This window comes from Oscillibacter sp. PC13 (genome assembly GCF_900115635.1).
GTDB lineage: Bacteria > Bacillota > Clostridia > Oscillospirales > Oscillospiraceae > Oscillibacter.
The window spans coordinates 32429-58208 of record NZ_FOXE01000014.1; the positions used below are offsets into that span (position 1 = coordinate 32429).

General features: G+C 55.5%; 25 protein-coding genes and 1 other annotated feature. Of the genes, 10 read left to right on the top strand and 15 right to left on the bottom strand.

Translation table 11 applies throughout. The features are described 5' to 3' along the window. Positions 1-53 precede the first annotated feature (53 nt). From rnpA to jag, 4 genes are read left to right on the top strand one after another with little or no spacing between them, the layout of a single operon-like run. The gene (gene rnpA, locus BMZ81_RS09470; RefSeq protein ID WP_091131352.1) at positions 54-395 is read left to right on the top strand and encodes a ribonuclease P protein component; all 342 of its coding nucleotides are present in this window, start codon (positions 54-56) and stop codon (positions 393-395) included. Next, positions 392-601 (top strand): membrane protein insertion efficiency factor YidD, encoded by a 210-nt coding sequence (gene yidD / locus BMZ81_RS09475; protein ID WP_091131354.1) that lies wholly within the window; start codon positions 392-394, stop codon positions 599-601. Before rnpA ends, yidD begins: the two co-directional genes overlap by 4 nt. Before the next feature lie 47 nt (positions 602-648). Then, entirely contained in the window at positions 649-1791 is a 1143-nt protein-coding gene (locus tag BMZ81_RS09480) for a YidC/Oxa1 family membrane protein insertase (RefSeq protein ID WP_091131356.1), read from the top strand. Between the two features lie 14 nt (positions 1792-1805). Then, complete coding sequence (gene jag / locus BMZ81_RS09485; RefSeq protein ID WP_091131359.1) at positions 1806-2636, top strand: RNA-binding cell elongation regulator Jag/EloR; 831 nt, start codon at positions 1806-1808, stop codon at positions 2634-2636. A gap of 68 nt (positions 2637-2704) precedes the next feature. Here the strand turns inward: jag and BMZ81_RS09490 are convergent, their stop codons facing one another. Then, positions 2705-3643 carry a LysR family transcriptional regulator gene (locus tag BMZ81_RS09490; RefSeq protein ID WP_091131362.1) on the bottom strand — a complete coding sequence of 313 codons (939 nt, stop codon included), beginning with the start codon at positions 3641-3643 and terminating at the stop codon, positions 2705-2707. Between the two features lie 372 nt (positions 3644-4015). Between BMZ81_RS09490 and BMZ81_RS09495 the strand changes: the two genes are divergently transcribed. From BMZ81_RS09495 to BMZ81_RS09510, 4 genes are all read left to right on the top strand, one after another. After that, positions 4016-5320, top strand: a complete 1305-nt coding sequence (locus tag BMZ81_RS09495; protein ID WP_091131364.1) for a nickel pincer cofactor-dependent isomerase, group 22 — start codon at positions 4016-4018, stop codon at positions 5318-5320. Between the two features lie 113 nt (positions 5321-5433). Then, the gene (locus tag BMZ81_RS09500) at positions 5434-6507 is read left to right on the top strand and encodes a TRAP transporter substrate-binding protein (RefSeq protein WP_091131367.1); all 1074 of its coding nucleotides are present in this window, start codon (positions 5434-5436) and stop codon (positions 6505-6507) included. 413 nt (positions 6508-6920) lie between these two features. Next, positions 6921-7125 (top strand) — a binding site (T-box leader). A gap of 64 nt (positions 7126-7189) precedes the next feature. Further along, positions 7190-8611, top strand: coding sequence for a glycine--tRNA ligase (locus tag BMZ81_RS09505; RefSeq protein ID WP_091131369.1), 1422 nt, complete (start codon positions 7190-7192; stop codon positions 8609-8611). Positions 8612-8911: 300 nt separating this feature from the next. Then, a complete protein-coding gene (locus BMZ81_RS09510) occupies positions 8912-10315 on the top strand; it encodes an NCS2 family permease (protein WP_091131371.1) in 1404 nt (467 codons plus the stop codon). A gap of 110 nt (positions 10316-10425) precedes the next feature. On the opposite strand, the gene msrA is transcribed toward BMZ81_RS09510, so the two are convergent. The 5 genes from msrA to BMZ81_RS09535 form a co-directional block, all read right to left on the bottom strand. Continuing rightward, complete coding sequence (msrA, locus tag BMZ81_RS09515; RefSeq protein WP_091131374.1) at positions 10426-10995, bottom strand: peptide-methionine (S)-S-oxide reductase MsrA; 570 nt, start codon at positions 10993-10995, stop codon at positions 10426-10428. A gap of 14 nt (positions 10996-11009) precedes the next feature. Continuing rightward, positions 11010-11315: a DUF6881 domain-containing protein gene (locus BMZ81_RS09520; RefSeq protein ID WP_091131375.1), complete on the bottom strand. Its 306-nt coding sequence runs from the start codon at positions 11313-11315 to the stop codon at positions 11010-11012. A gap of 43 nt (positions 11316-11358) precedes the next feature. Further along, positions 11359-12516 (bottom strand): alanyl-tRNA editing protein, encoded by a 1158-nt coding sequence (locus BMZ81_RS09525; RefSeq protein WP_091131377.1) that lies wholly within the window; start codon positions 12514-12516, stop codon positions 11359-11361. Positions 12517-12546: 30 nt separating this feature from the next. Next, positions 12547-13461, bottom strand: coding sequence for a hypothetical protein (locus BMZ81_RS09530; protein WP_091131380.1), 915 nt, complete (start codon positions 13459-13461; stop codon positions 12547-12549). An 88-nt stretch (positions 13462-13549) separates the two neighbouring features. Then, positions 13550-14749: a glycoside hydrolase family 3 N-terminal domain-containing protein gene (locus BMZ81_RS09535; RefSeq protein ID WP_091131382.1), complete on the bottom strand. Its 1200-nt coding sequence runs from the start codon at positions 14747-14749 to the stop codon at positions 13550-13552. Between the two features lie 463 nt (positions 14750-15212). Between BMZ81_RS09535 and BMZ81_RS09540 the strand changes: the two genes are divergently transcribed. Beyond that, the gene (locus BMZ81_RS09540) at positions 15213-15443 is read left to right on the top strand and encodes a helix-turn-helix domain-containing protein (RefSeq protein ID WP_091131384.1); all 231 of its coding nucleotides are present in this window, start codon (positions 15213-15215) and stop codon (positions 15441-15443) included. 136 nt (positions 15444-15579) lie between these two features. After that, positions 15580-15927 (top strand): helix-turn-helix domain-containing protein, encoded by a 348-nt coding sequence (locus BMZ81_RS09545; protein WP_091131386.1) that lies wholly within the window; start codon positions 15580-15582, stop codon positions 15925-15927. 279 nt (positions 15928-16206) lie between these two features. Here BMZ81_RS09545 and aspS read toward each other — a convergent pair whose 3' ends face one another. The 9 genes from aspS to mscL all read right to left on the bottom strand — a co-directional run bounded on the left by aspS (position 16207) and on the right by mscL (position 25765). Further along, positions 16207-17982: an aspartate--tRNA ligase gene (gene aspS, locus BMZ81_RS09550; RefSeq protein WP_091131389.1), complete on the bottom strand. Its 1776-nt coding sequence runs from the start codon at positions 17980-17982 to the stop codon at positions 16207-16209. A 62-nt stretch (positions 17983-18044) separates the two neighbouring features. Further along, a complete protein-coding gene (locus BMZ81_RS09555; protein ID WP_091131392.1) occupies positions 18045-19754 on the bottom strand; it encodes an S-layer homology domain-containing protein in 1710 nt (569 codons plus the stop codon). A 35-nt stretch (positions 19755-19789) separates the two neighbouring features. After that, positions 19790-20977 carry an S-layer homology domain-containing protein gene (locus BMZ81_RS09560; RefSeq protein WP_091131394.1) on the bottom strand — a complete coding sequence of 396 codons (1188 nt, stop codon included), beginning with the start codon at positions 20975-20977 and terminating at the stop codon, positions 19790-19792. Positions 20978-21023: 46 nt separating this feature from the next. Beyond that, positions 21024-21548: a hypothetical protein gene (locus tag BMZ81_RS09565; protein WP_091131396.1), complete on the bottom strand. Its 525-nt coding sequence runs from the start codon at positions 21546-21548 to the stop codon at positions 21024-21026. A gap of 31 nt (positions 21549-21579) precedes the next feature. Next, on the bottom strand, positions 21580-22938 hold the full coding sequence (hisS, locus tag BMZ81_RS09570) for a histidine--tRNA ligase (protein ID WP_091131463.1): 1359 nt from the start codon (positions 22936-22938) through the stop codon (positions 21580-21582). Positions 22939-23380: 442 nt separating this feature from the next. Beyond that, positions 23381-23794 (bottom strand): methylglyoxal synthase, encoded by a 414-nt coding sequence (locus tag BMZ81_RS09575; protein ID WP_091131399.1) that lies wholly within the window; start codon positions 23792-23794, stop codon positions 23381-23383. Positions 23795-23813: 19 nt separating this feature from the next. Then, a complete protein-coding gene (locus tag BMZ81_RS09580; protein ID WP_091131402.1) occupies positions 23814-24566 on the bottom strand; it encodes a nucleotide-binding protein in 753 nt (250 codons plus the stop codon). A 60-nt stretch (positions 24567-24626) separates the two neighbouring features. Then, entirely contained in the window at positions 24627-25322 is a 696-nt protein-coding gene (rsmG, locus tag BMZ81_RS09585) for a 16S rRNA (guanine(527)-N(7))-methyltransferase RsmG (protein WP_091131403.1), read from the bottom strand. Further along, the gene (mscL, locus tag BMZ81_RS09590; protein WP_091131406.1) at positions 25322-25765 is read right to left on the bottom strand and encodes a large-conductance mechanosensitive channel protein MscL; all 444 of its coding nucleotides are present in this window, start codon (positions 25763-25765) and stop codon (positions 25322-25324) included. Before mscL ends, rsmG begins: the two co-directional genes overlap by 1 nt. Positions 25766-25780 lie beyond the last annotated feature (15 nt).

Consider the following 25780-nt stretch of genomic DNA (forward strand, 5'->3'; position numbering starts at 1 on the left):
ATTCCTCCGTCCCTCGTTGAGTTTCTGTTTGGACAAGCAAGGCGGGGTAGAGCATGAAGCGGGCAGATACACTGAAGGAAAATTATGAATTCCGGCGGCTTTATCAGAAAGGCGCCTCCGCAGTGGGAGGCGGCATGGTGATTTACTGCCGGAAAAACAGGCTTGGCCGGAACCGGCTGGGAATTACGGTGTCGGTGAAATTGGGCCACGCCGTGGTCCGCAACCGGGCCCGCCGCCGTCTGCGGGAGGTATATCGTCTGAACCGGGAGAAGCTGAAATGCGGCTATGACATCATTTTGGTGGCCCGTGGACGGACGCTGACCGCTTCCTGGACGGATTTGAATGATACCTTTCTGCGCCTTTGCAGAAAGCTGGATTTGGTGAAAGCGCTATGAAACATGTTTTCATTGCCATGGTAAAATTTTACCGGGCGGCAATCTCTCCCTATCGGCCACGCTGCTGCAACTATATCCCCACCTGCTCTCAGTACGCCCTGGAGGCCATCGAAAAATACGGCGCCCTCAAGGGCGGCTGGCTGTCTTTTAAGCGCATCCTGCGCTGCAATCCGTTTCACAAGGGCGGGTACGACCCGGTCCCTTGACGCAGATTCTGTGAACTCCCATTATAAATATCGGAGGAAACGCAATTATGTTTTCAACCATTGGATACTGGATTTGTATCCCCTTCGCAGCGATCCTGCGCCTGTTTTATAATCTGACAGGATCCTATGGCATGTCCCTGATTCTTTTTACCTTGGTGATTAAGCTGATTCTTCTGCCCTTCCAGATGAAATCCAAGAAGAGCATGATCCGCATGAGTCGGATGTCCGGCAAAATGCAGGAGATTCAGAAGAAATATGCCAACAACCAGTTGAAGATGCAAGAGGAGATGCAGCGGTTCTACCAGGAGGAAGGCATCAATCCCATGAGCGGCTGTCTGTGGAGCTTTTTGCCCATGCCCATCCTTCTGGCACTGTACTACATTATCCGGGAGCCCATCGTCTATTTCATGAACTTCGGCGGCCGGGAGGCTGGCCGGGAAGTGCTGGAGGCTGCCAGAACGCTGATTCAAAATGCAGGTATTACCCTCAGCTCCAACAGCGTTTATGAACAGATTGAAATTTCCAATATCATCAACAGCAAATTTCCGGAGTTTGCCGCGGAGCATGCCGGCTGGGTCAATGTGGATTATCACTTCCTGGGTATTGACTTGACTGCCATGCCCACCAGTGCCTTCAGTGCTTTGAAGGAAGGTTTTTCCCTGGTTTTGATTGGCCTGATTCTGATTCCCATTATCTCCGGCGCCCTGAGCCTTCTGCTCAGCAAAATTTCCATGAACCAGAGCGGCACCCAGAATACCGCCGGCGGCGCACAAATGAAAATGATGATGTGGATGATGCCGCTGATGTCTGTTTACATCGGCTTCATTCTGCCCGCCGCATTGGGTATTTACTGGATTGCCCAGAGCGCGTTTTCCATTATTCAGGAATTGATTTTGGGCAAGTTTTATAATGAGAAGCTGCAGGCTGAGGAAGACGCCCGTGAGCAGGCCAGGCAGGCGGACCGCCAAAAGCGGATGGAGGAAGCAAAAATCCTGCAGGAGCAGCAGCGCCAGCAGGCCTCCCAAAAGCAGAGCCTGCGGGACAAGCGGAAAGCCGCAGAGGCTGCTAAGGCCGCCAAGGCAAAAAAGGCGGCATTCAGTACCACGGAAGCGGGCCGCGTGGGAGACCGTCCCTATGCCAGGGGCCGTTCCTTCAAAGAGGACCGCTATGATGACAACGAGACGAAATAAGGAGCTTGTTACGCATGAGAGAGTATATTGATGTAACGGGCAAGAACGAGGATGAGGCCATTGCAAAGGCGCTGGATCAGCTGGGCCTCGAAAGAGACGACGTGTCCGTTGAAATTTTGGAACGCGCCAAGTCCGGTTTCCTGGGGCTTGGCAGCAGCCCTGCAAAGGTTCGCGTTTACCATGGTGAAGAAAAAGAGGAGAGCATTCCCAAACAGGATCCGGTTTTCAAGGCTGTGAAAAAGGAGACCCCCGCGCTGGAAAAAAAGCCGGAGCGGAAAGAAGAGCGGAAGCCGGAAAAAAAGTTGGAGCCCATGCCCCGGCAGGATTCGGTTTCACAGTCTGTGGAAAACCCTGCTCCTGTGGCCTGCGGAGAAGAAGTGGATGACGAAAAGGCACAGGCCATTAAGACCTTTCTCTCCGGTTTGCTGGAACAGATGGGAAATCCCGCTGAAATCCATGTGTATCTGCCGGAAAAAGGCCGGTATAAGGTGATTTTGGAGGGAAAGAACCTGGGTGCGCTGATTGGCCGCCGCGGGGAGACACTGGATGCCATCCAGCAGTTGACCAGCTATGCGGTAAACCGCAGCGGAAGCGGCCGCATCCGCGTGCAGTTGGATGCGGAGAACTATCGCGAAAAGCGGGAGCAGAGCCTTCAGCATTTGGCCAGAAAGGTTGCCAACAAGGTTGTAAAATATCATCGCAGCGTGACACTGGAGCCTATGAACGCCTATGAACGCCATGTGATTCACACGGCGCTGCAGGACGTTCCCAATGTCACCACCTATTCCACCGGCACGGATCCAAACCGGCGGGTGATCGTGTCTTACGATCGGGAAAAAAAGTAACAATTGCAGAAAAGCCGTCCAGGAACTTCCCGGACGGCTTTTTTACAGCTTTAAAAGGATCGTATGATTCAGGAAAATTCTTTTTGTACATTGGAAAATTTACAAATGGTCTGCTCCATTAAGTGGATATATTCTATCATTTCCTTCTGCAGCATCATGTTTTTTAGCTTTATCCAGCCAAACTGCATGCTTTCTGAAGTGGTTTTTAATGGAATGGTACAGATGTTGGATCCCACAATATTCGGCAGCAGGCATCCTGATCCAATATTATAAGCATTTGTATTGCGGATGATACTGAGAGACGTAGAGCGGTCGGTTACACAAATACATTTCATGTTGCTTCTATCTTCCAATATCACCGATTCCTCCGGTACATTCAGTGGGTTGTCCCCGTGCTCATAAACGATATAAGGATACGGCTTGAGAAGATCATATGTCAGGATCTGATGTGCGGTAAGCGGATGGCCGCACCGCAGATAAACATGCGGCGCGAATTTTCCAAATGAATGGAATACAAGGTCGTTGGTTTGAAAAAGGCGGTTCATCAGGTGACGGTTGAGATTTGAAATGCAGATAATGCCAATTTCACTGTAACCGGACACGACGTCATCAATAACCTGAGAAGCATTGCCATCGCGAATTTTTATGGAAAAGTCCGGCGTGCTTTCCAATTTGTGATTAATAAACTCAATAATAGCGTCAACTGCAACAATGTAATGCTGCACAGAGATGGAGAGCCGTAAAGGCTCTTTTTTATTTGCAAAACGGGCTTTCACATTTTCTGTTTGCCGGAGGATTACTTTTACGTAGTCCAAAAATTCAAGTCCGTCTGAAGTGAGGGCGGCTCCCCTGCGGCCACGATCAAAAATTGTAATATGAAGTTCATTCTCCAGCTCATGAATTGCCTTACTGAGGCTTGGCTGTGCAATATAGAGCTTTTGCGCAGCTGCAGAAATGGATCCGCATTTGCAAATTTCTTCAACGTATCGCAGTTGCTGCAACGTCATAACATCCCCTCCACACCATTTTTTACATAGTATAAAACTATAGATATAACTACGAAAAGTACTATTTTTCAAAAGGAGTTTCCTGTGCTACACTACAGTCAATACATGAAATTTAAATAAAATATATCGATGTACAGTTCTAAAAATAGGTTAATATGAACATTGCAATATAAAAAATTCGAGAGCAATTTACCAGATGCTTTGTATCTTTGGCAGAGAACTTTTTATATTAAAAAAGATAGCATTTAATTTTATGATATGCAATATTAATTTTTATTTCATTATCCATAGTTTTAAACTATGGATAATGAAAACAAGGCCCATTTGCAAGCGGGCTTTTGGAAATAGGCTGCAAAGAAAGGAGACGGTTCGGTGTTTGTTGAATTTCCTGAAAATCGAGTAGTTGTAAAGGGGATTGATGGAATTTCAATTCCAAAAATGGCGCATATGCAGCAAACGTATGAAAATGACAGCATTGCGGATATAAGGGAACATGTTATATCCCAGATGGAAACTGTCATTACAAATCCCGCTATATTTGCAGGAAAAAGAATCGCTATTACAGTCGGAAGTCGTGGCATTCCACATTTGCCGCTGATTGCGCGAACGATCTGTGACAAACTGAAAAACTGGCGTGCAAAGCCCTTTATTGTTCCTGCCATGGGAAGCCATTGCAACGGTTCTGCAGAAAGACAGGCCGCATTTCTGCGTGACATGGGTATTACCGAGGAGGAGATAGGCGTTCCGGTTTTATCTGGCATGGAAGTCGTACAGTACGGCACATTGGCGGATGGGACACGGTGCTATTGTGATAAGTACGCATTTGAGAGCGACGGGGTTGTTGTCCTTAATAAAATTAAACCCCACAGCGAGTTCCGGGCTCCCCATGAAAGCGGCTTAGTTAAAATGATTGCAATTGGTCTTGGAAACCACGTTGGCGCTTCGGAAGTCCATTTTTTGGGGTTTGATGGCTTTGGTGATCGAATTTTACAGATTGCCAAGATATTTCTAAAAGCTGGGAAATGTATGTTTGGCGTTGGAGTGGTTCAAAACGCTTATGATGAAATCAGCGAGCTGGAGGTGATTCTCCCGGAAAATATTTTAACAAGAGAAGCAGAGTTGCTGAAAATTGCAAAGCGGAGAATTGCGACCTTTAAGGGCCGGCAGATGGATGTACTGATCATTGATGAAATTGGAAAAAATATCAGCGGAGCCGGCCACGATCCAAATATAACCGGAAGGCATTGCAGCGGACTTCCGGGATTTGGAACCGAGGTTTTGGACGTGAAGAGAATTTTTATTCGGGGACTGAGTAAAGAGAGTCATCATAATGGGACTGGACTGGCGTTGGCGGACGTGACAACGCTTCGGTGTGTCCGTGATGTGGACTGGGATGCCACATGGACAAATATGATTAACGCAACCATGATTAAAGACGCCGGTATGCCGTTATACATGAACAACGACTATGACGCTTTGATGATTGCATTGAGAACGCTGAATCTTGCAGATATCAATCAAGCAAAAATTGTTCGTATCCGAAATACACAGCATATGACGGATATCCAAGTAAGCCGCAGCTACTGGGAAAGTGTATGCAATCGTCCGGATGTGAAATTATGCAGCGGATTTGAAACCATGCGCTTTGACTCTGCTGGAAACCTGCTGGATAGCTGATGAAGGAAGGTTCTTAAAAGTTCGAATGAAGCAACGTGTCATCTGCGTGCACACATGCTGGCGCATTTTACCATAGGAAGCAGATATTTTAACAAAAAGGAGAGGAATTTTGCATGAAAAGATGGAAAAACTTAGTTTGTGTACTGTTAGCGGGTTTATTGGTTTTGTCTATCACTGCCTGCGGCAGCAGCGATGCAGAGAAAACACCTGTGGACAATCCCTCAACCGAAGGCGCTGCGTCTAACAATGATGGCGTGGAAAAAATTTCCTGGAAACTCGCACATACTTGTACAGAGGATATTTCCTTACATGTAGCTGCCGTTAAAATGGCTGAGAATATTGCTGCTGCGACAGACGGGAACTTTGTAATTGAGGTTTTTCCAAACTCTCAGCTGGGCGGAAACCGTGAAACGCTGGAGGGAATGCAGTTTGGCACCATTGAAATGAACATTCCAAATTTTGCTTACCTGGGAGGGTATGCGCCCAGTGTTTCCGTAATGGAATTGCCCTACCTAATTGATGACGTCTCTTCACTGGATGGTGCAGATGCCGTGTATAACTCCGATGTGCTCAGCCAGATTTATGGAGAGTTGGAGGAGGCCGGTTTTAAGTGGCTGTCCGGCTGGTATATGGGAAACCGGAACCTGACCACCACCAATCGGCGTGTTACAACGCCTGCTGATATGAAGGGGCTGAAAATCAGAACCATGGAGAGTGAGTGGCATATGGCGCACTTTAACGCGCTGGGTGCCAACGCTGTTCCGATGGCGTTTTCTGAGGTATTCACTGCCCTGCAGCAGGGAGCCATCGATGGACAGGAAAATCCATACTGCAATATTTATACCATGGGATATCACGAGGTACAAAAGTACATCACAGAGACGGCACACGTATTTGATGTGGTTCCTCTGCTGGTGTCCAAACAGGCGTATGATTCCCTTCCGGAGGAATACCAACAAATTCTGGTTGACGAGGCCAAAAAAATCACGATGGATGAGTGGCAGTGGTCTTTGGAGCAAAACAATGCCTACAAGCAGAAGATTCTGGATATTGGCACAGTGGAGTGCATTGAATTGTCTGTTGAGGAGCGTTTGGCCTTTAAAGAGGCTGCTCAGAGCGTATATGACAAGTACGCTCAAGAGAACGGCGATGATTTGATTAACGCAATCGCCAATGCACAGAAATAAAGGCTAATAGCTAAAATGATGCATGTGTGTAGGATGCTTTTGACGTGTGTTCTCTGATAAGCGCTGTGCAATTTTTGGTTTTTGAAGGAGGAAGGTGCAGCATGGAAGACAATGCCGTCTTCTATGCTGTGCCCTCCGCAATAAACTGCTATCACCCATGTTAAGTTTCCTGTGCCATGACAAATAAAGCTGCTTGAAGTTCCGTTATTACCGCAGATAATCAATAATAATGCCTGAAAAACAGCGGACATAAGCCAAGCCGCAAAATGTTTTTAAAATGCAAGCCAGTATTTTCCATCTTTTCATTGATTATTGGTTGTCTGCGGTAATGATGGAAAAATCCGTTTTGAATGGTTTTCTCCACTGTGATCTTGACATCCTGTGGAAAACGTGATAAAGTTCACACGATATCCAAAAGTGCAATGACAGGGAGGAGTATCCTGTTTTTCCCGGACAAGAGAGGGGGCGGCCGGTGCGAGCCCTTACGGGAGAGTGGGAGAAGGCGCCTTGGAGCTGCAGCGCGGAAATGCGCTGCCGGAACCCGCCGTTACCGGGCAGAGTGTCCCCTACCGGGGAAATTCAGGTGGAACCACGGACTTTATCAAGTTCGCCCTGAGCCAGAAGGCTCGGGGCGTTTTTTATTTTGTTTTCACAGAATGAACGATAAAAAGGAGTCAACAACATGGATAACAAGCAGAAGACGATGGAAAAAGTCGTGGCGCTGTGCAAAAACCGCGGCTTTATCTTCGCGGGCAGCGAGATCTACGGCGGATTGGCCAACACCTGGGACTATGGCCCTCTGGGTGTGGAGCTGAAAAACAACGTGAAGAAGGCCTGGTGGAAAAAATTTGTCCAGGAGAACCCCTACAACGTGGGTCAGGACGCAGCAATTCTCATGAACCCACAAACCTGGGTGGCCTCCGGCCACCTGGGCGGCTTCTCCGATCCTCTGATGGACTGCAAGGAGTGCAAGGAGCGCTTCCGCGCCGACAAGGTCATCGAGGACTGGTGCGAGGCCAACAGCTTTACGCTGCCAAAGCCCATCGACGCCTTTTCCCAGCAGGAAATGGCCGGCTTTGTGGCGGAACATCAAATTCCCTGCCCCTCCTGCGGCAAGCACAACTGGACCGATATCCGGCAGTTCAACCTGATGTTCAAGACTTTTCAGGGCGTTACGGAGGATGCGAAAAATACCGTCTATCTGCGTCCTGAAACGGCCCAGGGCATTTTTGTCAACTTCAACAACGTCCAGCGTACCACCCGTCGGAAGCTGCCCTTCGGCGTCTGCCAAATCGGCAAGTCCTTCCGCAATGAGATCACGCCGGGCAACTTCACCTTCCGCACCCGTGAATTCGAGCAGATGGAGCTGGAGTTCTTCTGCAAGCCCGGCACCGATTTGGAGTGGTTTCAGTACTGGAGAAACTTCTGCCACCAGTGGCTGCTGGATCTGAACATGAAGGACGAGAACCTGCGTCTCCGGGACCATGATCCGGAAGAGCTGTGCTTCTACTCCAAGGCCACCACCGACTTTGAGTTCATGTTCCCCTTCGGCTGGGGCGAGCTTTGGGGTGTGGCGGACCGCACCGACTACGACCTGACCCAGCATCAGAAGACCTCCGGTGTGGATATGACCTACTTTGACCAGGAGACCAACGAGCACTATATCCCCTATGTAGTGGAGCCCTCCCTGGGTGCGGATCGTGTGGTTCTGGCCTTCCTGGTGGAGGCCTATGACGAGGAGGTTGTGGACGAGGCCAAAAATGACGTCCGTGTGGTGATGCACTTCCATCCCGCCCTGGCGCCTTTCAAGGTTGCCGTGCTGCCCCTTTCCAAAAAGCTCAGCGAGAAGGCACGGGAGATTCAGGCGGAGCTCAGCAAGGAGTGGATGGTGGACTTTGATGAAACCGGATCCATTGGCAAGCGCTACCGCCGGGAGGATGAGATCGGCACGCCATACTGCGTTACCGTGGACTTCGACACGGTGGGCGATACGGAAAAGGCCGGCGACAACTGTGTCACCGTCCGTGACCGTGACACCATGGAGCAGGTGCGGATGCCTATCAGCGAGCTGAAAAACTACCTGCGGGAGAAGCTGGCGTACTGAGAAAAGATTCGTTCTTGTTTTCTTTCACCGGAAAAAATGAGGAAGCCGCCTGCCCCATTGTGACAGGCGGCTTTTTACAGCTGGAGCTGTGTTTCAATTGCCTGTTTTGGGAATATTGATCAGAAAGCTTCATGCGCAATGATGTGCGCCACGATAACAGGCAAAGCCGATGACGCATGAAGTTTCGCGCATGTGGGCTGTCCCCGGTCCACGCACTGAAAGTTCGGGCCGTGCCGCCTTCGATGGCACATGGCCATGCTGCTATGCTTTTGCACAGTAAAAAAGAAAGGAAGAGGGAATATGATGGAACAATTTTTTCACCTGAAGGAGCACGGAACCACGGTCCGCACGGAGATCATGGCGGGCTTCACCACCTTTATGGCCATGGCCTATATTCTGATGGTCAACGCCGGAATGTTTGCCGAGCTGGAGGGTCAGGTCACCTACAACGCTGTTTATATTGCCACGGCAATTTCCGCCGTGATCGGTACGGTTCTGATTGGCCTGCTCAGCAATCTGCCGCTGGCGCAGGCCTCCGGCATGGGATTGAACGCCTATTTTGTGTACACCGTGTGTTTTGGCCTTGGCCTCAGCTATGCCAACGCTTTGGTGCTGGTTCTGACGGACGGACTGATTTTCATTGTCCTCACCGTCACCGGGCTGCGAAAAAAGATTTTTGACGCCATTCCCGGAGCCGTCCGGATGGCCATCCCTGCGGGCATCGGCCTGTTCATTGCGTTTCTGGGGCTGCAGAATGCGGGGCTGATTGTTGGGAACGCCTCTACAAAGGTGGCGCTGGCCTCCTTTAACGTCTACTCCGGCGGTGTTACCTGGGGAGAAATCATGCCCATGCTGGTGACGTTTTTTACTGTCCTGGCGATTGCAGCCATGAGTCAGCGCGGCGTCAGGGGGAGTGTGCTTTTCGGTATTCTGGGGGGCGCGGCGTCCTACTATCTCCTGGGCCTGACGGTGCCCGGATTCTATGACGGGTTTGCCCAGAGCCTGTCCTTCCATCCCCTTGCGGCCTTTGGCGAGTTTGCAGAGCTGTCCTTCGGCAAGGTGTTCACCGAGGGGTTTGACTTCAGCGCCTATCTTGCGGCCAACGGTGTGGGCGGCTTTGCCGTCATGTTCATCACAACGGCGCTGGCGTTCTGTATGGTGGATATGTTTGATACCTTGGGTACGCTGTACGGCGCCTGCGCCCGGGGCGGCTTGCTGACTCCGGAGGGAGAGGTGCCCCATATGGACAAGGCCATGCTGGCAGATGCCATTGCCACCACTGCCGGATCCGTCTGTGGTACTTCCACCGTCACGACCTTTGTGGAATCCTCCGCCGGCGTGGGGGAGGGCGGGCGGACGGGCCTTGCCTCCATGGCCACTGCCGTGTGCTTTTTCATCGCAATGTTTCTCTCTCCGGTGGCCCAGCTCATCCCAGGCTGCGCCACCGCAGCAGCCTTGATTTACGTGGGCGTGCTGATGATGAACTGCGTGCGGGATATTGAGTGGACCTCTGCTGAAATTGCGGTGCCCGCCTTTTTGACGGTGGCCATGATGCCCCTTACCTACAGTATTTCCTTCGGCATTGCCTTTGGCCTGATCTCTTACGCATTCATTGCCATTTTTACCGGAAGAGCCAGGGAGATCAAGCCCGCCACTTGGGTGATCTGCGTGCTGTTTACGCTGACCTTCTTCCTGACCCACTGAGAGATGGAGCGGCCGTGGAGGCCTCCGCCGGAGGAGATCACCCCGCACAAGGAGATCTGCTGAAAAAGGCCGCTGCCATCATCGGCAGCGGCCTTTTTATAAAGCGGACGCTAAATTTCATGTTCCTCCATCCAGCGTTGCAGCAGGGGTCTGGCGGGGCTGGTGTACTGCTCCTTGGAAAAGGGATAGCGGGACACGGCGGCAATTCGCCGGGTGCCGATGTGGCAGTATCCCCGGGGGTTCTTTTCCAGATACCGCTGGTGGTATTCCTCCGCAGGATAAAAGCTTTTCAGCGGCTCTGTCTCTACAGCGAAGTAAGAGAGCGGGGCGGCCTCCAAATCGGAGAGGCTGCGGATCACCGGCTCGTCAGCGGGATCTGTCCAGTAGATGCCGGTTTGATATTGACTGCCGATATCCGGGCCCTGCTGCTCCGGCGTCTCCGGATCAATGACTGCAAAAAAAGCAAACAGCAGATGTTCCAGAGAGATACGTGACGGGTCATAGTCCACCCGGATGGCCTCCCGGAAACCGGTGGTGCCGGTGCAGACCGCCGGATAGTTGGCGCGGGCGGAATCGCTGCCGTTGGCATAGCCGGCGGTCACCTCCGTTACGCCCGGCAAAGTCCGGTACAGCCGCTCCATCCCCCAGAAGCAGCCGCCGGCCAGATAGATGGTTTTCAAGGAATCCGCTCCTTTCACAGAAAAATACCCATGAAGCCGGAGGGGCTTTCCAGCGCCTGGTTCCAGACGTCCCAGAAGGTTCTGGCGGAAATGACCTGGGCCGCCATCTCTCCAGGGCGGTTCAGCGTGCCGGGATCCTCGGGAAAGGGCTCCTTTGCAAGGGCCTCGCAGTTTCCGTTTTCCTCGCCGTATTGAAAGTGAATCCCATTTTGATAAAATTCCAGCCGCCGGACTTCCATGCGGTTTTCATCCAGCTCGGAATAGACCTCGCTGGGATCATCCTCTTCGTGGATCAGGTGTGTCACCAATACGTATGTCATAAAAGGCGCTCCTTTGCTGTTTTGATGTGTGCAAAAAACGTGGTTATTTGCTTTGCCGCGTGCGGAAGAAGGACGCAATCTCCTCCCGCCGGGCCTGGACGCTGCCCTGGGCAAAGCCATTCCGTCCGCCGCCCCGGCCATGGAGCGCAGCGTTCAGGGACTTTACCAGGGGGGAGATGTCGGCGCCGCCCGACTGTACCAGGGCATAGGCATAGGCGGGTTCCTCCCCGGCGAACACCGCGGCCAGTCCGCCGCAGCGGCGGGCAACCGTATCCGCCAGCTTCCGAACACCGTCTGGCCGCATAGGGGACTGGAACAGCAGCACGTCACCTTTTTCCGCAGATTCCTCCGCAATGTGGAAAAACACCTGCTCCTCCAGCTGGGCTTCCCGCTGCTTGACGGCGGCCAGCTCCGCTGCCATCCGCTCCACTGCAAAAAGCGTATCCTGAGGCTTCACGCTGAGCTGCCGGCCGATGGCGCGGGCCTGGTCATAGGTCTGCCCCAGATACCGCAGGGCCCTGCCGCCGCAGAGAATTTCCATCCGGACGCCCTCCCGGAACTTCTGGACGGAGAGCACCTTGATCAATCCCACCTGCCCTGCCCGGCGGATGTGGGTGCCGCAGCAGGCGCAGCAGTCCGCCTCCGGGAAGGTGACAATGCGCACCTGCCCCGTCAGCTCCTTTTTGCTGCGGTAGGCAAGGGCGGCCAGTTCCTCCCGGGAGGGATAGGTGATTTCCACAGGCGCGTCCGTCCAGATGACGGCGTTGGCCTTCTGCTCCGCGGCCAGCGCCTGCTCCCAGGAGATGTCCGTATTGTAGTCGATGGTCACCGTGTCAGCTCCCAGGTGGAAGCCCACGTTGTCGCAGTGATGGTCCCGGCAGAGAATGCCGGAGAGAATGTGCTCGCCGGAGTGCTGCTGCATGTGGTCAAACCGGCGGGCCCAGTCAATGGCACCGGAAACCTCCCCAATTTCCACAGAGTTCTCACAAATGTGGAAAACCACGCCATCTTTTTCATGGACGTCCAGCACCGCGGCGCCACCCAGGGTGCCGTGGTCCGCAGGTTGGCCGCCGCCCTCTGGGTAGAAGGCGGTGCGGTCCAGGGTAACGGCGTATCCGGCCTTGACCGGTTCACAGGAGAGAACCCGGGCGGTGAATTCCTGGAGATAGGGGTCCTCGTAATAGAGCTTTTCCGTTTCCATGGGGAGATCTTCCTTTCGGTTCAAAATTGGTCAGGAGATGGAGACGACAAACCGCCACACGGGCTCCATCAGTAAAAGACCCAGCAGGGCGGAGGCGGTGTTGGCGGTGACGCCGTAGGCAAAGGCGCGAAGGCGGGAGCGCCCGGTGAGCAGCCGGGTGTACAGGCCGCCCTCTGCCAGGGCAATCAAAATCTCCGCGGGGAGAAGGAGAAAGAAGTACCAGAAGCTCACGCCGCCCTGTACGGCATGGATGCTGAAATACAGGGACAGTGCCCCCTGTGTCACAAGATTCACCAGCAAAAAGGGCTTCCAGTTCCGCTTCCAGGAAAAGCCGAACAGCGGCAGCAGCAGACATTCCACGGCCAGTGTGGGAAGCAGGGTGGAGAGAAATTGCAGGGCGTATCCCACCCAGGCGGGAGGAATGGTCACGGTTTTGGCGGCCCAGTCCACAGTGGCGGAGGACTGAAGGGCCAGACGGGTGCAGACATCGGAGCAAAAAACCTCCCCGGACTGGGTGACCATCAAAATGCGGTAGGTGTCCGGCACGCCCACATAGCCAAAGGTGTGGAGCGGGTTTCCGGCGGCGTCGGCGGATTCGGCGTAGAGCTGCCCCCACATGGGGGCGCCGTCCGTGCCCTCGGCGGTGCAGGCATGCCAGCCCTCCGGCACGGCGGTCCGGAGCGCGTCCAGCAGCGGCTGGTCCAGCGCGGCCAGCTCCTCTTCCGAGTAGCCCCAGTCCAGGCCGCTGTAAGCCGAAGCACCGATGCCGTAAGTGTAGCCCTTGTAAGCGCCCTCGGCCAAAAGATCCAGATAGTACGCCTCCTCCGGGGCGTTTTCCACCCGCACCACCAGCTGAGGCTTGGGACCCGAGTCAGCCAAGGCAGAGACGGTCAGGACCGCAATTGCGAGACAGACCAGAGACCATATGCGCAGCATGCGTTTCATGGGGAACCCCTCCTTTTCAGCTTCTGTGGAAAAAGACGGAAAAACTGTCCCGAGGTTTCGCGGATCCGGCAGAACGGGGCCTTCCCTATCATGATGCGTCCGATTCTGTGACCAGCAGGCCCAGGGCCGCCTTCCACTGCAGCACCCTTGCGCAGGCCCGGTCAATGGTCTCCTCCTCCAGCGTACCGCTCTCCACCGCGGCGATGACACCTGGAATCTGGGTGCGGTAGTCGGTGGTGACCACCATGTCGTTCCCGGCCTGCAGGGCCATCACCGCCACCGCGCCGTCTTTCGAATAGGCCGCCACAGCCTCCATGGCCAAATCGTCGGTCATCACCACGCCGTCAAAGCCCAGCTCCTGACGCAGAACGTCGTGGACGGCAGGAGATAGGGAGGCGGGCAGGTTCGCATCCATACACTGGACGATGTTGTGGGACACCAGCACGGCGGTCTTGCCACCTCCCGCTGCAAAGCTGTAAAAGGGAAGGAAATCCGAGGATTGAAAGGTCTCCAGGGGGCGGCTGTCCACGGCGATGCCGGTATGGGTGTCGGCGTTGTTTCCATAGCCAGGGAAGTGCTTTAAAACGCTGCCCATGTTGTCAGCGGACATTTGTGTGACCATTGCGGAGACATCTTCCGCTGTGGCGGCGGCATCCTGGCCGAAGGAGCGGGCATAAATGAAGTCTTCGGGATTGGTGGACACATCACACACTGGAGAAAAGTTCACATTGATGCCCAGCGCATCCAGCAGCCGGTCCTTTTCCCGGGTGTCCTGCCGGAGGGCGTCCAGGCCGCCCACCGCAAGGATTTTTTGGGGCGACTTGAATTTAGAGGAGCGGAGGTTCGGATTGGAACTGACCCGCACCACGGTACCGCCCTCCTCGTCCACGCCGATGAGCAGGGGGATGGCGGCGGCATTCTGATAGGCAGCCACAGTTTGAATGACGTCATTGGCGGTTTTGTCCTGAAAATCCCGGCCGAAGAGCAGGTAGCCGCCCAGATGATAGGTCTCCACATCCGAGACGGCGTTTTCCGCCGGACAGCGGACAAAGAACAGCTGGCCCGCCTTTTCCTCCAAAGTCATGACATCCAAAAATTTTTGAATGCCGGACGGAATCGCGTTTGGGTCCAGCGGTTCCGGATCGGCTTCTTCCGGAAGGGCGGAATCCGCCAGTGCCCCGTTTTCAGCAGAAGGAGATTCCGGTGGGGAGGACGGGCGCGTTCCGCTGCAGGCGGCCAGGGACAGCAGGAAGCAGAGAGAAAGCAGCGCAGTGAAGACGTGTTTCATAAGCACCTCATGAAAAAACGGACGGATGGATTGTCATCAGTCTATCATATCGAAGAGAAAAAGAAAAGAGAGCAGGGTGGTTTGGAAGGGGCCAACATATTTTTGTTACCGGTTTAGGTGGAAATGAATGAATCTATTTGGTATTCTGCATATCACAAATAGGATGGATTCCCGGGCTGGCAACCGCCTGCGGCATTCAGCCGTACGGGCAGCTCGCTGGTTTTGATGGGGATTCAGACATGTTGAAAAGAGGGCCACTGCTTTTGCAGCGGCTTTCTTTTTGGAAAGGAGCTGGCCTGAATGGATGCAGACAACGAAACCATGAGAGTGTATATTTGAAATAAAAACCAGCTGTAAAACAGAAAAAAAATATATGTTAAGCAACAAAATGATGAAAGAAGGAATCATCATTCCTGTACCAAAAGTGATAATTCCGGTAGGATAATTTCTATCGGAGGGAACAATGGTGCTGAGAGAAAGATTTGCCAGAAATATAAAGTATCAGCGGGAAAAGCGCAGATGGACACAGGAAACCGCCGCCGAGATCTGTGATTTGAGCCCCAGATATTGGGGAAAGCTTGAGCGTGGGGATGCCGCGGCATCCATTGATACGATGGAAAAAGTCTCAAAGGGTATGAAAATCAGCATTGAGGAATTGCTGAAAGAGGAATATTGCGACGAAGAAAACAGATAAGCTTGCCGGGAGATTTATTTCTTCTCAATAAACCAATAAAATTCCATTAAAAAACAATAAAAACCCCATAAACCGCCAATATATTGACTGGAGCGAGAGGTAAATTATCCCGTATAATTTTTAGGGAGGGATAGTCATGACCGAAAGCGAAAGAGTGGGGTTCCAGATCAAGGAGATGCGCAAGCAATGCGGCTATACGCAGGAAAAGGTAGCGAATGATCTGTTTATCAGTCAGTCCTATTTGCGTTTGATTGAGCATGGCAAGGCAAATCCGAGCATCAATATGGTTGGAAAAATCACCTCCTATCTAAAAGCTGCGCTCGATGGGGCAGAGCAGGGGGGGGGATTTAATGGATATTTTCTGGAACTATCAGGCCGTTCAGGAGGTTCAGTACAGGCCGGAGCTGGGTTGGTATGTTACATATGGAATTCGGGCCAGCAAAAAAACGGTTCAAGGCTGGGAATGGATAGAATGGGTTCATGATGTGACCACAGACCGAAGGCTTGCCGGACGGCTGGCCGAAACCTTTCGCCGCTACCAGCTGTCGCCGGTTCATCTTCGGGAAGCTATTCTGGATAAAATTCCTTAAGGGAATACGGAATCCCATTGGGGCTGCGGTGCTTTTTAAAAAGCACCGCAGCCCTTTTGCCCCATCTCGACGGATGCCGGTTCCGGGTTCCCTGATAAACTGCAAAATGCGCCGTGGGATTTCCCACGGCGCATTTTTTAAAAGAGGAGCGGCGCCCTTTTCGAAACAGACGGTTAAGCCTCCGGCTTGACCAGGGCGATGTGCAGCTCGTCCAACTGCTTTTGTGTGACTTCGCCGGGGGCGTCCATCATCACGTCCTGAGCGTTTTTATTCATGGGGAAGGGAATGATTTCCCGGATGGAATCCTCGCCCGCCAGCAGCATGACCATCCGGTCCACGCCGGGAGCGATGCCCGCATGGGGGGGCGCACCATAGCAGAACGCGTTGTACATGGCGGGGAATTTGGCCTTTACATCTTCCTCGCCGAGACGTACCAGTTCGAAGGCCTTGATCATAATCTCCGGGTCGTGGTTCCGGACCGCGCCGGAGGAGAGCTCCACGCCGTTGCACACCAGGTCGTACTGGTCTGCGGTGATGGAGAGTGGGTCCAGCTCACCCGCTTCTGCCTTCAGCAGCACCTCCAGGCCGCCGGAGGGCATGGAGAAGGGATTGTGGCAGAACTCCAGCTCACCGGACTCCTCGCCGATTTCGTACATGGGGAAATCCACAATCCAGCAGAAGCTGTACTGCTCCCGGTCCATGTGGCCGGGGACGGCGGCCCCCAGGGTCTTTACCAGCACGCCTGCGGTTTTCTGGGCCTGGCTCAGCTTGCCGGCGGACAGCGCCACAAAATCGCCCGGCTTCAGACCCAGGGCGGACACCACGGCGTCCTTGATGGGGCTGACAAACTTGGCAATGCCGCCCACGATCTCGCCGTTTTCATCCAGGCGGAACCAATAGGGCTTGCCGCCGGAGACCACCTCCACGTCGGCCAGAGTCTTGTCGATAAACTTGCGGGTCTCCTTGAAGTCAGAGACCACCACGGCCTTCACCACGTTCCCCTCGAAGGGGCCGAAGCCGCAGCCGCCCAGCGCCTTGGTGGCATCCTGCACGGTCAGATCAATCCGCAGGTCGGGCTTGTCGGAGCCGTATTTCTCCATGGCCTCCCGGTAGGGGATGCGGGTGAAGGGGGCGCCGGAGGCGCGATTGTAGGTGCCGTATTTCGCGAAGATGGGGGGCAGCACGTCCTCCAGCACGGCGAACACGTCCTCCTGGGAGGCAAAGGCCATCTCCATGTCCAGCTGGTAGAACTCGCCGGGGGAGCGGTCCGCCCGGGCATCCTCATCCCGGAAGCAGGGCGCGATCTGGAAATAGCGGTCAAAGCCGGAGGTCATTAGCAGCTGCTTGAACTGCTGGGGCGCCTGGGGCAGGGCGTAAAACTTGCCGGGATGGTTCCGGGCGGGTACCAGGTAATCCCGGGCGCCCTCGGGGGAGGAGGCGGTCAGAATGGGCGTGGTAATCTCCAGGAAGCCGTGCTCCGTCATGGACTGGCGCAGGGCGGCCACCACATTGCACCGCAGGACAATGTTCTTCTTGACCTCCGGATTCCGCAGATCCAGATAGCGGTACTTGAGCCTGGTCAGCTCGTCGGCCTCCCGGCTGCGGAGAATGGGGAAGGGCAGCTCATTATAGCGGCAGCGGCCCAGAATTTCCACCTTGGCGGGGACCACCTCAATCTCGCCGGTGGCCATTTTGCTGGTCTTGCTGGCCCGCTCCCGGACGGTGCCCTCCACAGAGATGGTGGATTCCTTGGTGATGGCATGGAGCTGCTTGACCATCTCCGGCGTCTCCGCCACCACCTGAGTGGTGCCGTAAAAGTCCCGGACAACGGCAAAGGCCAGCTCGCTGCCCACCTCCCGGACGTTTTCCAGCCAGCCGACGATTTTCACCTGCTTGCCGGCGTCGGCAAGGCGCAGCTCTCCGCAGGTATGGGTACGATTCTGCATCATGGTTGAAGGTTCCTTTCTGTATATGAAAATGAGAAATTGACAATAGGGTGTGCCGCCTGAACTCAGCCCATCAGGGCGTCATAGGCCGCGGCGGCGGAAGCCACATCCACCGCATCATAGGCTGCCGCAGTGGTCACCTTGCTGCTTTCCGCCCATTCCGTCAGCTGGGCCATGGCGGGAATGGAGGCCGCCAGTTCACTGACATAGGTGTTGTCCGAAGGGTCCAGCTTCAGCACCACCGCATAGCGGTCCTCCTCTGTCAGCACCTGGGAGACCTGACCCACCCGCAGATTTTTCAGAGCAGCTTGATTCGCCTCGGAAAAGCCCTCCAAGGGAATCAGATCCGGAGAGGAGCTGTAGTCCTCGCTGTATTTCCAAATGAGGTACTCGATATATTCCGTATCGTCCAGGTGGGCGGAAATCTGCTGGCGGGCCTTCTCCGCTGCCGCCTTGGCGGCAGCGTCGTCGCTGTATTCATAGGAGCGGTAGTCTCCCCGGTAGAGCACCACATACAGGCCGTACACATAGCCCTGCTCCGTCAGGTACCGGTTCAGATCCGAGGCGGACATGGTGTGCTTGGCGGTGAGGTTTTCCAGCAGATAGAGGGAGGTGAGCTCCTGCTCCGCCAGGGCGGCGGAATAGCCGTACTCCTGCCAATAGGGCAGCGACTCCTGGAGCTCCGCCCTCTGGGCGGCGGTGAGGGGATAGGCGGCCTGGTGGTTGAACAGCTCCGCAAACTGCTTGAGGGAGGCCAGCGTGTCCTCCCGGACCTTCTGGGCTGGGCTCATGCCGCCCTTGTCCGGGGTGTTCCAGTCAATGGAAGCCTCCACGTCAATGCCGTATTTTTCCAGAAGATACTCGGCAAACAAGCCCTCGAAGGCCTCATCCGCCAAATAGGCCTCAAAATAGTCGGGGTATTCGTCGTAGTAGGAGAAATAGTGATCCATTTCCATGTTGCCGATGCTGCTGGTAAGGGCGTAGGTGTACAGCTCCGCATTCACGGTAAAGTCCCCCACGGTCAGCATGGGCGTCTCCGGCGCCAGGCCCAGAACGGCCTGGGACATCACCAGCACCTCCGGCGTGAACTTCACCCGCTGGGCGGGATCCACAATCCGGGCCAGCATGGCGGCGGCCTGACCACGGTTCAGGAAATCAAAGCCGCTGAAGGTGCCGTACTGATCGCTGCCGGTGAGGATTCCGGCGTTATAAAACCGCAGAATGTCCGTATCTCCGGTGTCCGGTAGCTGGGTGATGGCGTTGATGGGGGTCAGGGCGCTCTCCGGCAGCACGGCCGCCAAACACCATACGAAGTCATACCGGTCGCAGGGCTCTGCAGCCATGAAGGCGAGATAGTCGCCGTCTTCCAGCATGGACTGCAGATAGTAGGCGGCCTCCGTGTCCTGGGTCACCTGAGCGGTGAGATAGTCCACGGCGGGCTGGTACCAGGCCTGACCCGCCGCAGCGGCGGGCAATACGCCGTCGCCGCCGTGGAGCAGCGCATGGAGCCGGGCGGTGATCACCAGAATCTGCGCATAGGTCAAAGAACCGCTTGGGTCAAAGGCAGAGGCGGACTTGCCGTCCATAAGGCCCGCCTCGTAGACGGTCTTTACCGCGGCCTCACACCAGGCACCCTTTGTATCTGCAAAGGCGGTGGAGTAGGTCTTCTTCTGGGGAACCAGGCAGCCGCTGTTGTAGGCAGCTGCGGGGGCGGTCAGAGACAGGGTAAGGATCAGCGTCAGCAGCAGGGTCAGAGGGCGTGTGTGTTTCATCATCAATCAAATCCTCTCTTCTGTTTTGCATCCATATTTTAAAAATGTCCGCCCCAGACGGGGATGTCATAGAGCCGCCAGGAAAAATCGGAGAAGGGCAGGGTGTCCCAAACAGCGGCATAGGTTACCGTGGGCAGCCGATCCATGGGAAAGGACTCTGCCCCCAGCTGGTTTACGACAGCGGCGCGCAGGCGGCTGTGGTGTGCCTGCCAGGCCTGCCCCTGCGCAGTGAGGCCCTGATAGCCTGCAAAATACAGCGTGTCGGAGGGCGGCACGTCCAGACCCAGCTCTTCCGCCAGCGTTTCGCATAAAACCAGCATTTGCAGCTCCTCCACCGCAGCGTCCACTGAGGTGCGGCCGCTTTGCTCCAGAATCATGGAGCCGAAATGTTCATGGTTGTATCCCGACACGGTGGACACCAGCGTGGGCATAAATTCCCCGGCAGTGACGTCCTGACCGTCCAGGGTCATCAGCACGGTGTCCGGATCGACCCCCAGCAGCTGCTGACAGAGCTCCAGCGGCTCCAGATCCAGCGTCAGCCGCTGAGTGGGGTCAATGAGTCGGGCCAGCATGGCGGCGGCCGCCCCTCGGGTCAGCCAGGCGCTGCCCTCCAGCGTGCCGTAGGCGTCCTTGCCCCCCAACACGCCCAAGCGGTAGAACTGCATCAGCGTCTGGTCGCAGCAATCCGGTACGGCGTCCACGTCGTTGATCTCCGGCAGAGTGGTGCCGGTATCGTCCAGCACGGCGGCCAGCAGCCGGAAGAAGATCTCCCGCGTGCAGCTGGCGGTGACAGTCTCCTTCATGGCGGGGTACCACTCCGTGTCCGCCAGGGCGGGAATCTGCTCTGTCAGATACCCATCGTAGGGCGTCCACCAGAGGGTGCCGGTGAGGGAGATGGGCTCAAAATAGGTGAGGCTGCCGCCGGAGAGCAGGCGGTGGAGCCGGGCGGAGACCACGATGATCTGGGCATGGGTCAGCCCCGCGGAGGGCAGAAAGTGTTTCCCGTCCACGCCGTCCATCAGCCCCGCCTGACAGCAGGTGGCGGCAGCCTGCTCTGCAATGGTGCCCGCCGTGTCGGTGAAAGCGGCGTAGTCCCGGACCTTGGGAATCAGCCATCGCTCTCCCACCGGAGCGGTCTGGCTGGTGGCAGCCGCTGCGGAGACCGGAAGGATGGATATGGCCAGCACCAGTGCGAAAAGCAGCGAAAGAACACCTTTTTTCTGCATGTCACACCTCCAAATTCAATACAAAGTGTATTATTCAGGCGACAATTTACGAATTGAATTCGCTTTCTGAGGCAATGTCCCACAAAAATTCATGGAAGTCCGTTCCCACCTCCCCGCCGCCGCATAAAAGGACTGCCTGGAAGCTGGGGCCGCTGTCCGGATAGGTGACCAGCTCCCACCAGCCCACGCGGCAGTTCAGACCCAGGCTGTCCGTTCCATCGCTGAGACCGATCCAGCTCTCGAAATCCCCTGGGTGGATGGTGCGGCTCTGCAGATCCCGGAGAAAGGAAAGCAGGGATCCCAGAGGCAGCCGGCGAAAGCGCAGGGATTCCAGTTGGGTGAGAACGGTGTCATACGCCGCGCCGTCCTCCGCGGTCAGATCCAGGTAACGGACGGGGAGATCGGCGGCGTCTCCTGTGTGGCGCATCAGCATCAGGTCAAGATATTGCGGTTCCAAATCCGGCGCTATGGTGTAGAGATCCACTGGGCGGGTATACCAAAGCATGCCGCCCAGCAGGACGGCCAGCGCCACCAGGGCCAGGATGCGCCGCAGCCTGCTTCCAAGATGCATGGTACTCCCTCCCGATGGCGGCAGGCGCCGCTTATTTTTCCAGAATGACGCTGCCCCGCTCCTTTTCCGCAAGGCCCGCCTTGATGCGGTAGACAGTGGCGGCGGGCTCCAGCTTGGTCTGCTCGCCGGTGGCCATATCCTTGCAGGCCACCACGCCGGCGTTGATTTCGTCCTCCCCCAGGAAGATGACATAGGGGATGGCCAGTTTATCCGCGTAGCTGATCTTCTGCTTGAACTTTTTCTCCTCCCCGTGGATTTGGGCGCGGATGCCGTTTTCCCGCAGCTGTGTGGCAAAGGCAATCGCGGCGGAGAGATCGTCGGTCATGGGCAGAATCAGGACGTCGGCGGGGGCGGTGGACAGGTCGGGATTCAGCATGCCCTGTTCTCCCAGGACATAAAACAGGCGGGTCAGGCCGATGGAAATACCCACGCCGGGGAGCTGGCGGTCGGTATAATACTCCGCCAGGTTGTCATACCGGCCGCCGGAGCAGACGGAGCCAATCTCCGGGTGGTCCAGCAGGGTGGTTTCGTACACGGTGCCGGTGTAATAGTCTAGGCCCCGGGCGATGGTGAGATCCACGGCAAAGTTTTCAGCGGGCACGCCGAAGGCAGAGAGGTATTTCACCACGGTCTTCAGCTCGTCCAGGCCCTGATCAAAGCGCTCGTTCCGGATCCGATAGCTCTCCAGTGCGGAGAGCACCGCATCGTTGCCGCCGGAGATGGCGATGAATTTCAGGATTTCGTCTGCCTTTTCCCCGGGGATGGCAAAGTCCTCCACCAAAATGGCCTTTACCTTTTCCGGGCCGATTTTGTCCAGCTTATCTACCGTGCGCATCACATCGCCGGACTGCTCGCTCAGTCCCAGCATTTCATAAAAGCCGTTGAGAATCTTCCGGTTATTTACCCGGATTTGGAACCGCCGGAGGCCCAGGGCGGAAAAGGTCTTGTAGATGATGGCGGGGATCTCCGCCTCGTTGGTAATGGACAGCTTGCCGTCTCCGATGATGTCGATGTCCGCCTGGTAGAATTCCCGGAAGCGGCCCCGCTGAGCCCGCTCTCCCCGGTAAACCTTACCGATTTGATAGCGGCGGAAGGGGAAGGTCAGGTCGTTATAGTGCAGGGCCACATACTTGGCCAGCGGCACGGTCAGATCAAACCGGAGGGAAAGATCCGCATCGCCCTTCTGGAAGCGGTAGATCTGCTTTTCCGTTTCACCACCGCCCTTGGCCAGCAGCACGTCGCTGGATTCAATGACCGGGGTGTCCAGGGGGGTGAAGCCATACAGGGCGTATGTCTTGCGCAGAATTTCCATCATGCGCTCCATCTGCTGCTGGGCAGGGGGCAGTAGCTCCATAAAACCGGAGAGGGTACGGGGTGTCATTTTAGCCATGGTGCAAAGCTCCTTTTTGAAATTTGGACTGCCGGCGTGCACCGCCGCAGGGAAGGCGCAGTGCCGGAAAGCGTGCTGAAAGGGACGTGCCTGCCCGGTTTGATTCAATCAAAGCGGGCTCCGGATAAACAGGGGGCTCCGGGAAAAAGCGCGGCGTCATCTGAAAAAGAATGCTCTCGTCCCAAGATTTTGGGACGAGAGCAAATCTGCTTCGTGGTGCCACCCAAATTCGGGACAGACTGCCCCCTTTGGCCTCCTGGTACGGGGAGGGAGCCGTGGGCGTTTCCGCCCCCGCTCCGCCGCTGTCCTTCTTCCATGCCTGCCGGAACGCTCTCAGCGGGTGCGCCCCTCTCTGTAAAGCCGGTTGACGGAATACTGCTGCGGCATCCGCGCGGTATGCGTGATTTCACGCAAAATCCGTATAAACTTTTTTTGAAGGACGTCAGGCGATGGGGCGGGTGGAGGGATTCACAATGCAGCGCCAGTCCAAATCGCCCCTGGCCAGACCCAGCACCAGCATTTCCGCCGTGGCGATGTTGCTGGCAAAGGGGATGTTGTTCTGGTCGCACAGACGGGAGATATAGGAGATGTCGCCGGCCATGTTTTCACTGCTGGGATCGTTGAAGAACAGAACCAGGTCGAATTCATTGTAGGCAATGCGGGCGCCGATCTGCTGGCTGCCTCCATGGGCATAGGACAAAAAGCAGTGGACCTTCAGACCCGTGGCATCTGCCACCATGTGTCCGGTGGTGTTGGTGGCATAGATATGGTGTTGGGAGAGGATCCCGGCATAGGCAGTACAAAACTGTACCATCAGATCCTTTTTATTGTCGTGAGACATGAGCGCAATGTTCAAGTAATACAGCTCCTTTCTTCTATTTGATCCGCAGCAGGGAGGCTTTGCCGCCCTGAATGCGTTTGGCAATATTTCGATAGGCTGCAGCGGCCATCTGTCCGTCCGCCAGCAGAAGCGGCACACCACGGTTCAGGCACAGGGGCAGGGCGTCATCCTCCGGAACCACGCCCAGCAGGGGCAGGCCTGCCTTGTCAATGGCGTCGTCAATGGTAGCGTGCATGTTGCGGAGCATCTTCTTCCGCACCCGGTTCACCACCAGGTGAAGCCTGCCGGCGGGAAAGCGGCTCAGCTCCATCACCGTGTGCTGGGCGTCCCGCAGGGAGGAGGCATCCGCCGTGGTGACCACCACGCAGCGATCTGCGCGGCAGGTGGCCAGCAGGAAGCCCGTACCCAGACCCGCCGGAGCATCCAGCAGGCAGTAGTCAAATCGCTTGCGGACCTCGCAGAGCAGATCCGCCATCTGGGTTTCGCTGACCGGGCGGCCCCGGATTCGGGCAGGGGCCGTCAACAAATACAGTCCTGGAATCTTGGCGTGTTCCACCACGGCGGAATCCAAATCACAGCGGCCCTGGGCCACATCTGAAAAGTCCATCAGGGCCCGATCGGAAAGGCCCAGCGCCAGATCCAGATTCCGCAGGCCGATATCACAGTCCAAACAAAGGACGCTCCGCCCGCTCAGGGCCAGAGCAGATCCAACGCCCGCCGTAAAGGAGGTCTTTCCGGTGCCGCCCTTTCCGGATACGACGGCAATGCATTGTCCCTGAGACGCCATGGGCGGACCTCCTGTTCCTCGTAAATTTGAAATGTGCGGGCGTGAAAATGGATGCATCTATTATAACGGATTCTTTTTGATTTTTGCAAATGCTCTGGGATATTTTTTGGGAGTTTCCTTTATTTTTTTCACAAAAACCAAGCGGTGGCGGACACTTGTCCCCGGTATGGCGTAATCCCGGGTTTCCTCCACGGCTCCGCCCAGAAGTTTCACCGCGTTTTTGGCGGCTGCAATCTCCTCATCGGAGTCCACGGACTTCATGGCCAGGAAGTATCCGCCAGGCTTTACCAGCGGCAGGCACAGCTCCGAGAGCATCTGCAGGTTTGCTACGGCCCGGGAGGTGACGATGTCAAAACTGCCCCGGTGTCCTGCGGCAAATTCTTCAGCCCGGCCATGCACACAGGTCACGTCACTGAGTTCCAAGTCGGCGCAGACCTCTTTGAGAAAGTCGATCCGCTTGTTGAGGGAGTCCAACAGTGTCAGGCGGATGGTGGGCTCTACAATCCGGAGGGGCAGGCCCGGAAAGCCAGCGCCGGTGCCTACATCTGCCACGGTTTTGTTCCGGAAATCCGCCGCTTTCAGCAGTGCGGCGCTGTCCAAAAAGTGGAGGGCAGCAATGTCCGCCGGATCCGTAATGGCGGTCAGGTTCATTACTTTGTTCTTCTCCACCAGCAGATCTGCATACCGGAGCAGGGCAGGAACACCGTCGGCAGGCAGGCCCAGGGTAGAAAGACCGCTGCGCAGGAGCTGTTCCATCAGTGCTGTTCCTTCAGCAGATCCCGGATCTCGGTCAGCAGGATCTCTTCCTTGGAGGGCTCAGGTGGTGCGGGAGGCGCCGCGGGGGCCTCTTCCTTTTTCCGATGCATCCGGTTGATGGTCTTGATCATGCAGAACACCGCAAAGGCAATGATAATAAAATCCAAAATGGTAGCCAGGAAGGTGCCGAAGTTCACGGACACAGCCGCGGTCTCCACCTCTCCGGCGGCATTAAGTACCGCTTCCTTCAAAACCCACTTCCACTGGCTGAAGTCCACGCCGCCTGTGAGCATGGAGACCAGGGGCATGATGATGTCGTTCACCAAAGAAGTGGAAATTTTACCGAAAGCGCCGCCGATAATCACGCCAACGGCCATGTCCATCACATTTCCGCGTGCGATAAACTGCTTAAACTCTGCAAAAAAGCCAGTATCTTTTGTCATACTTTGAATACCTCC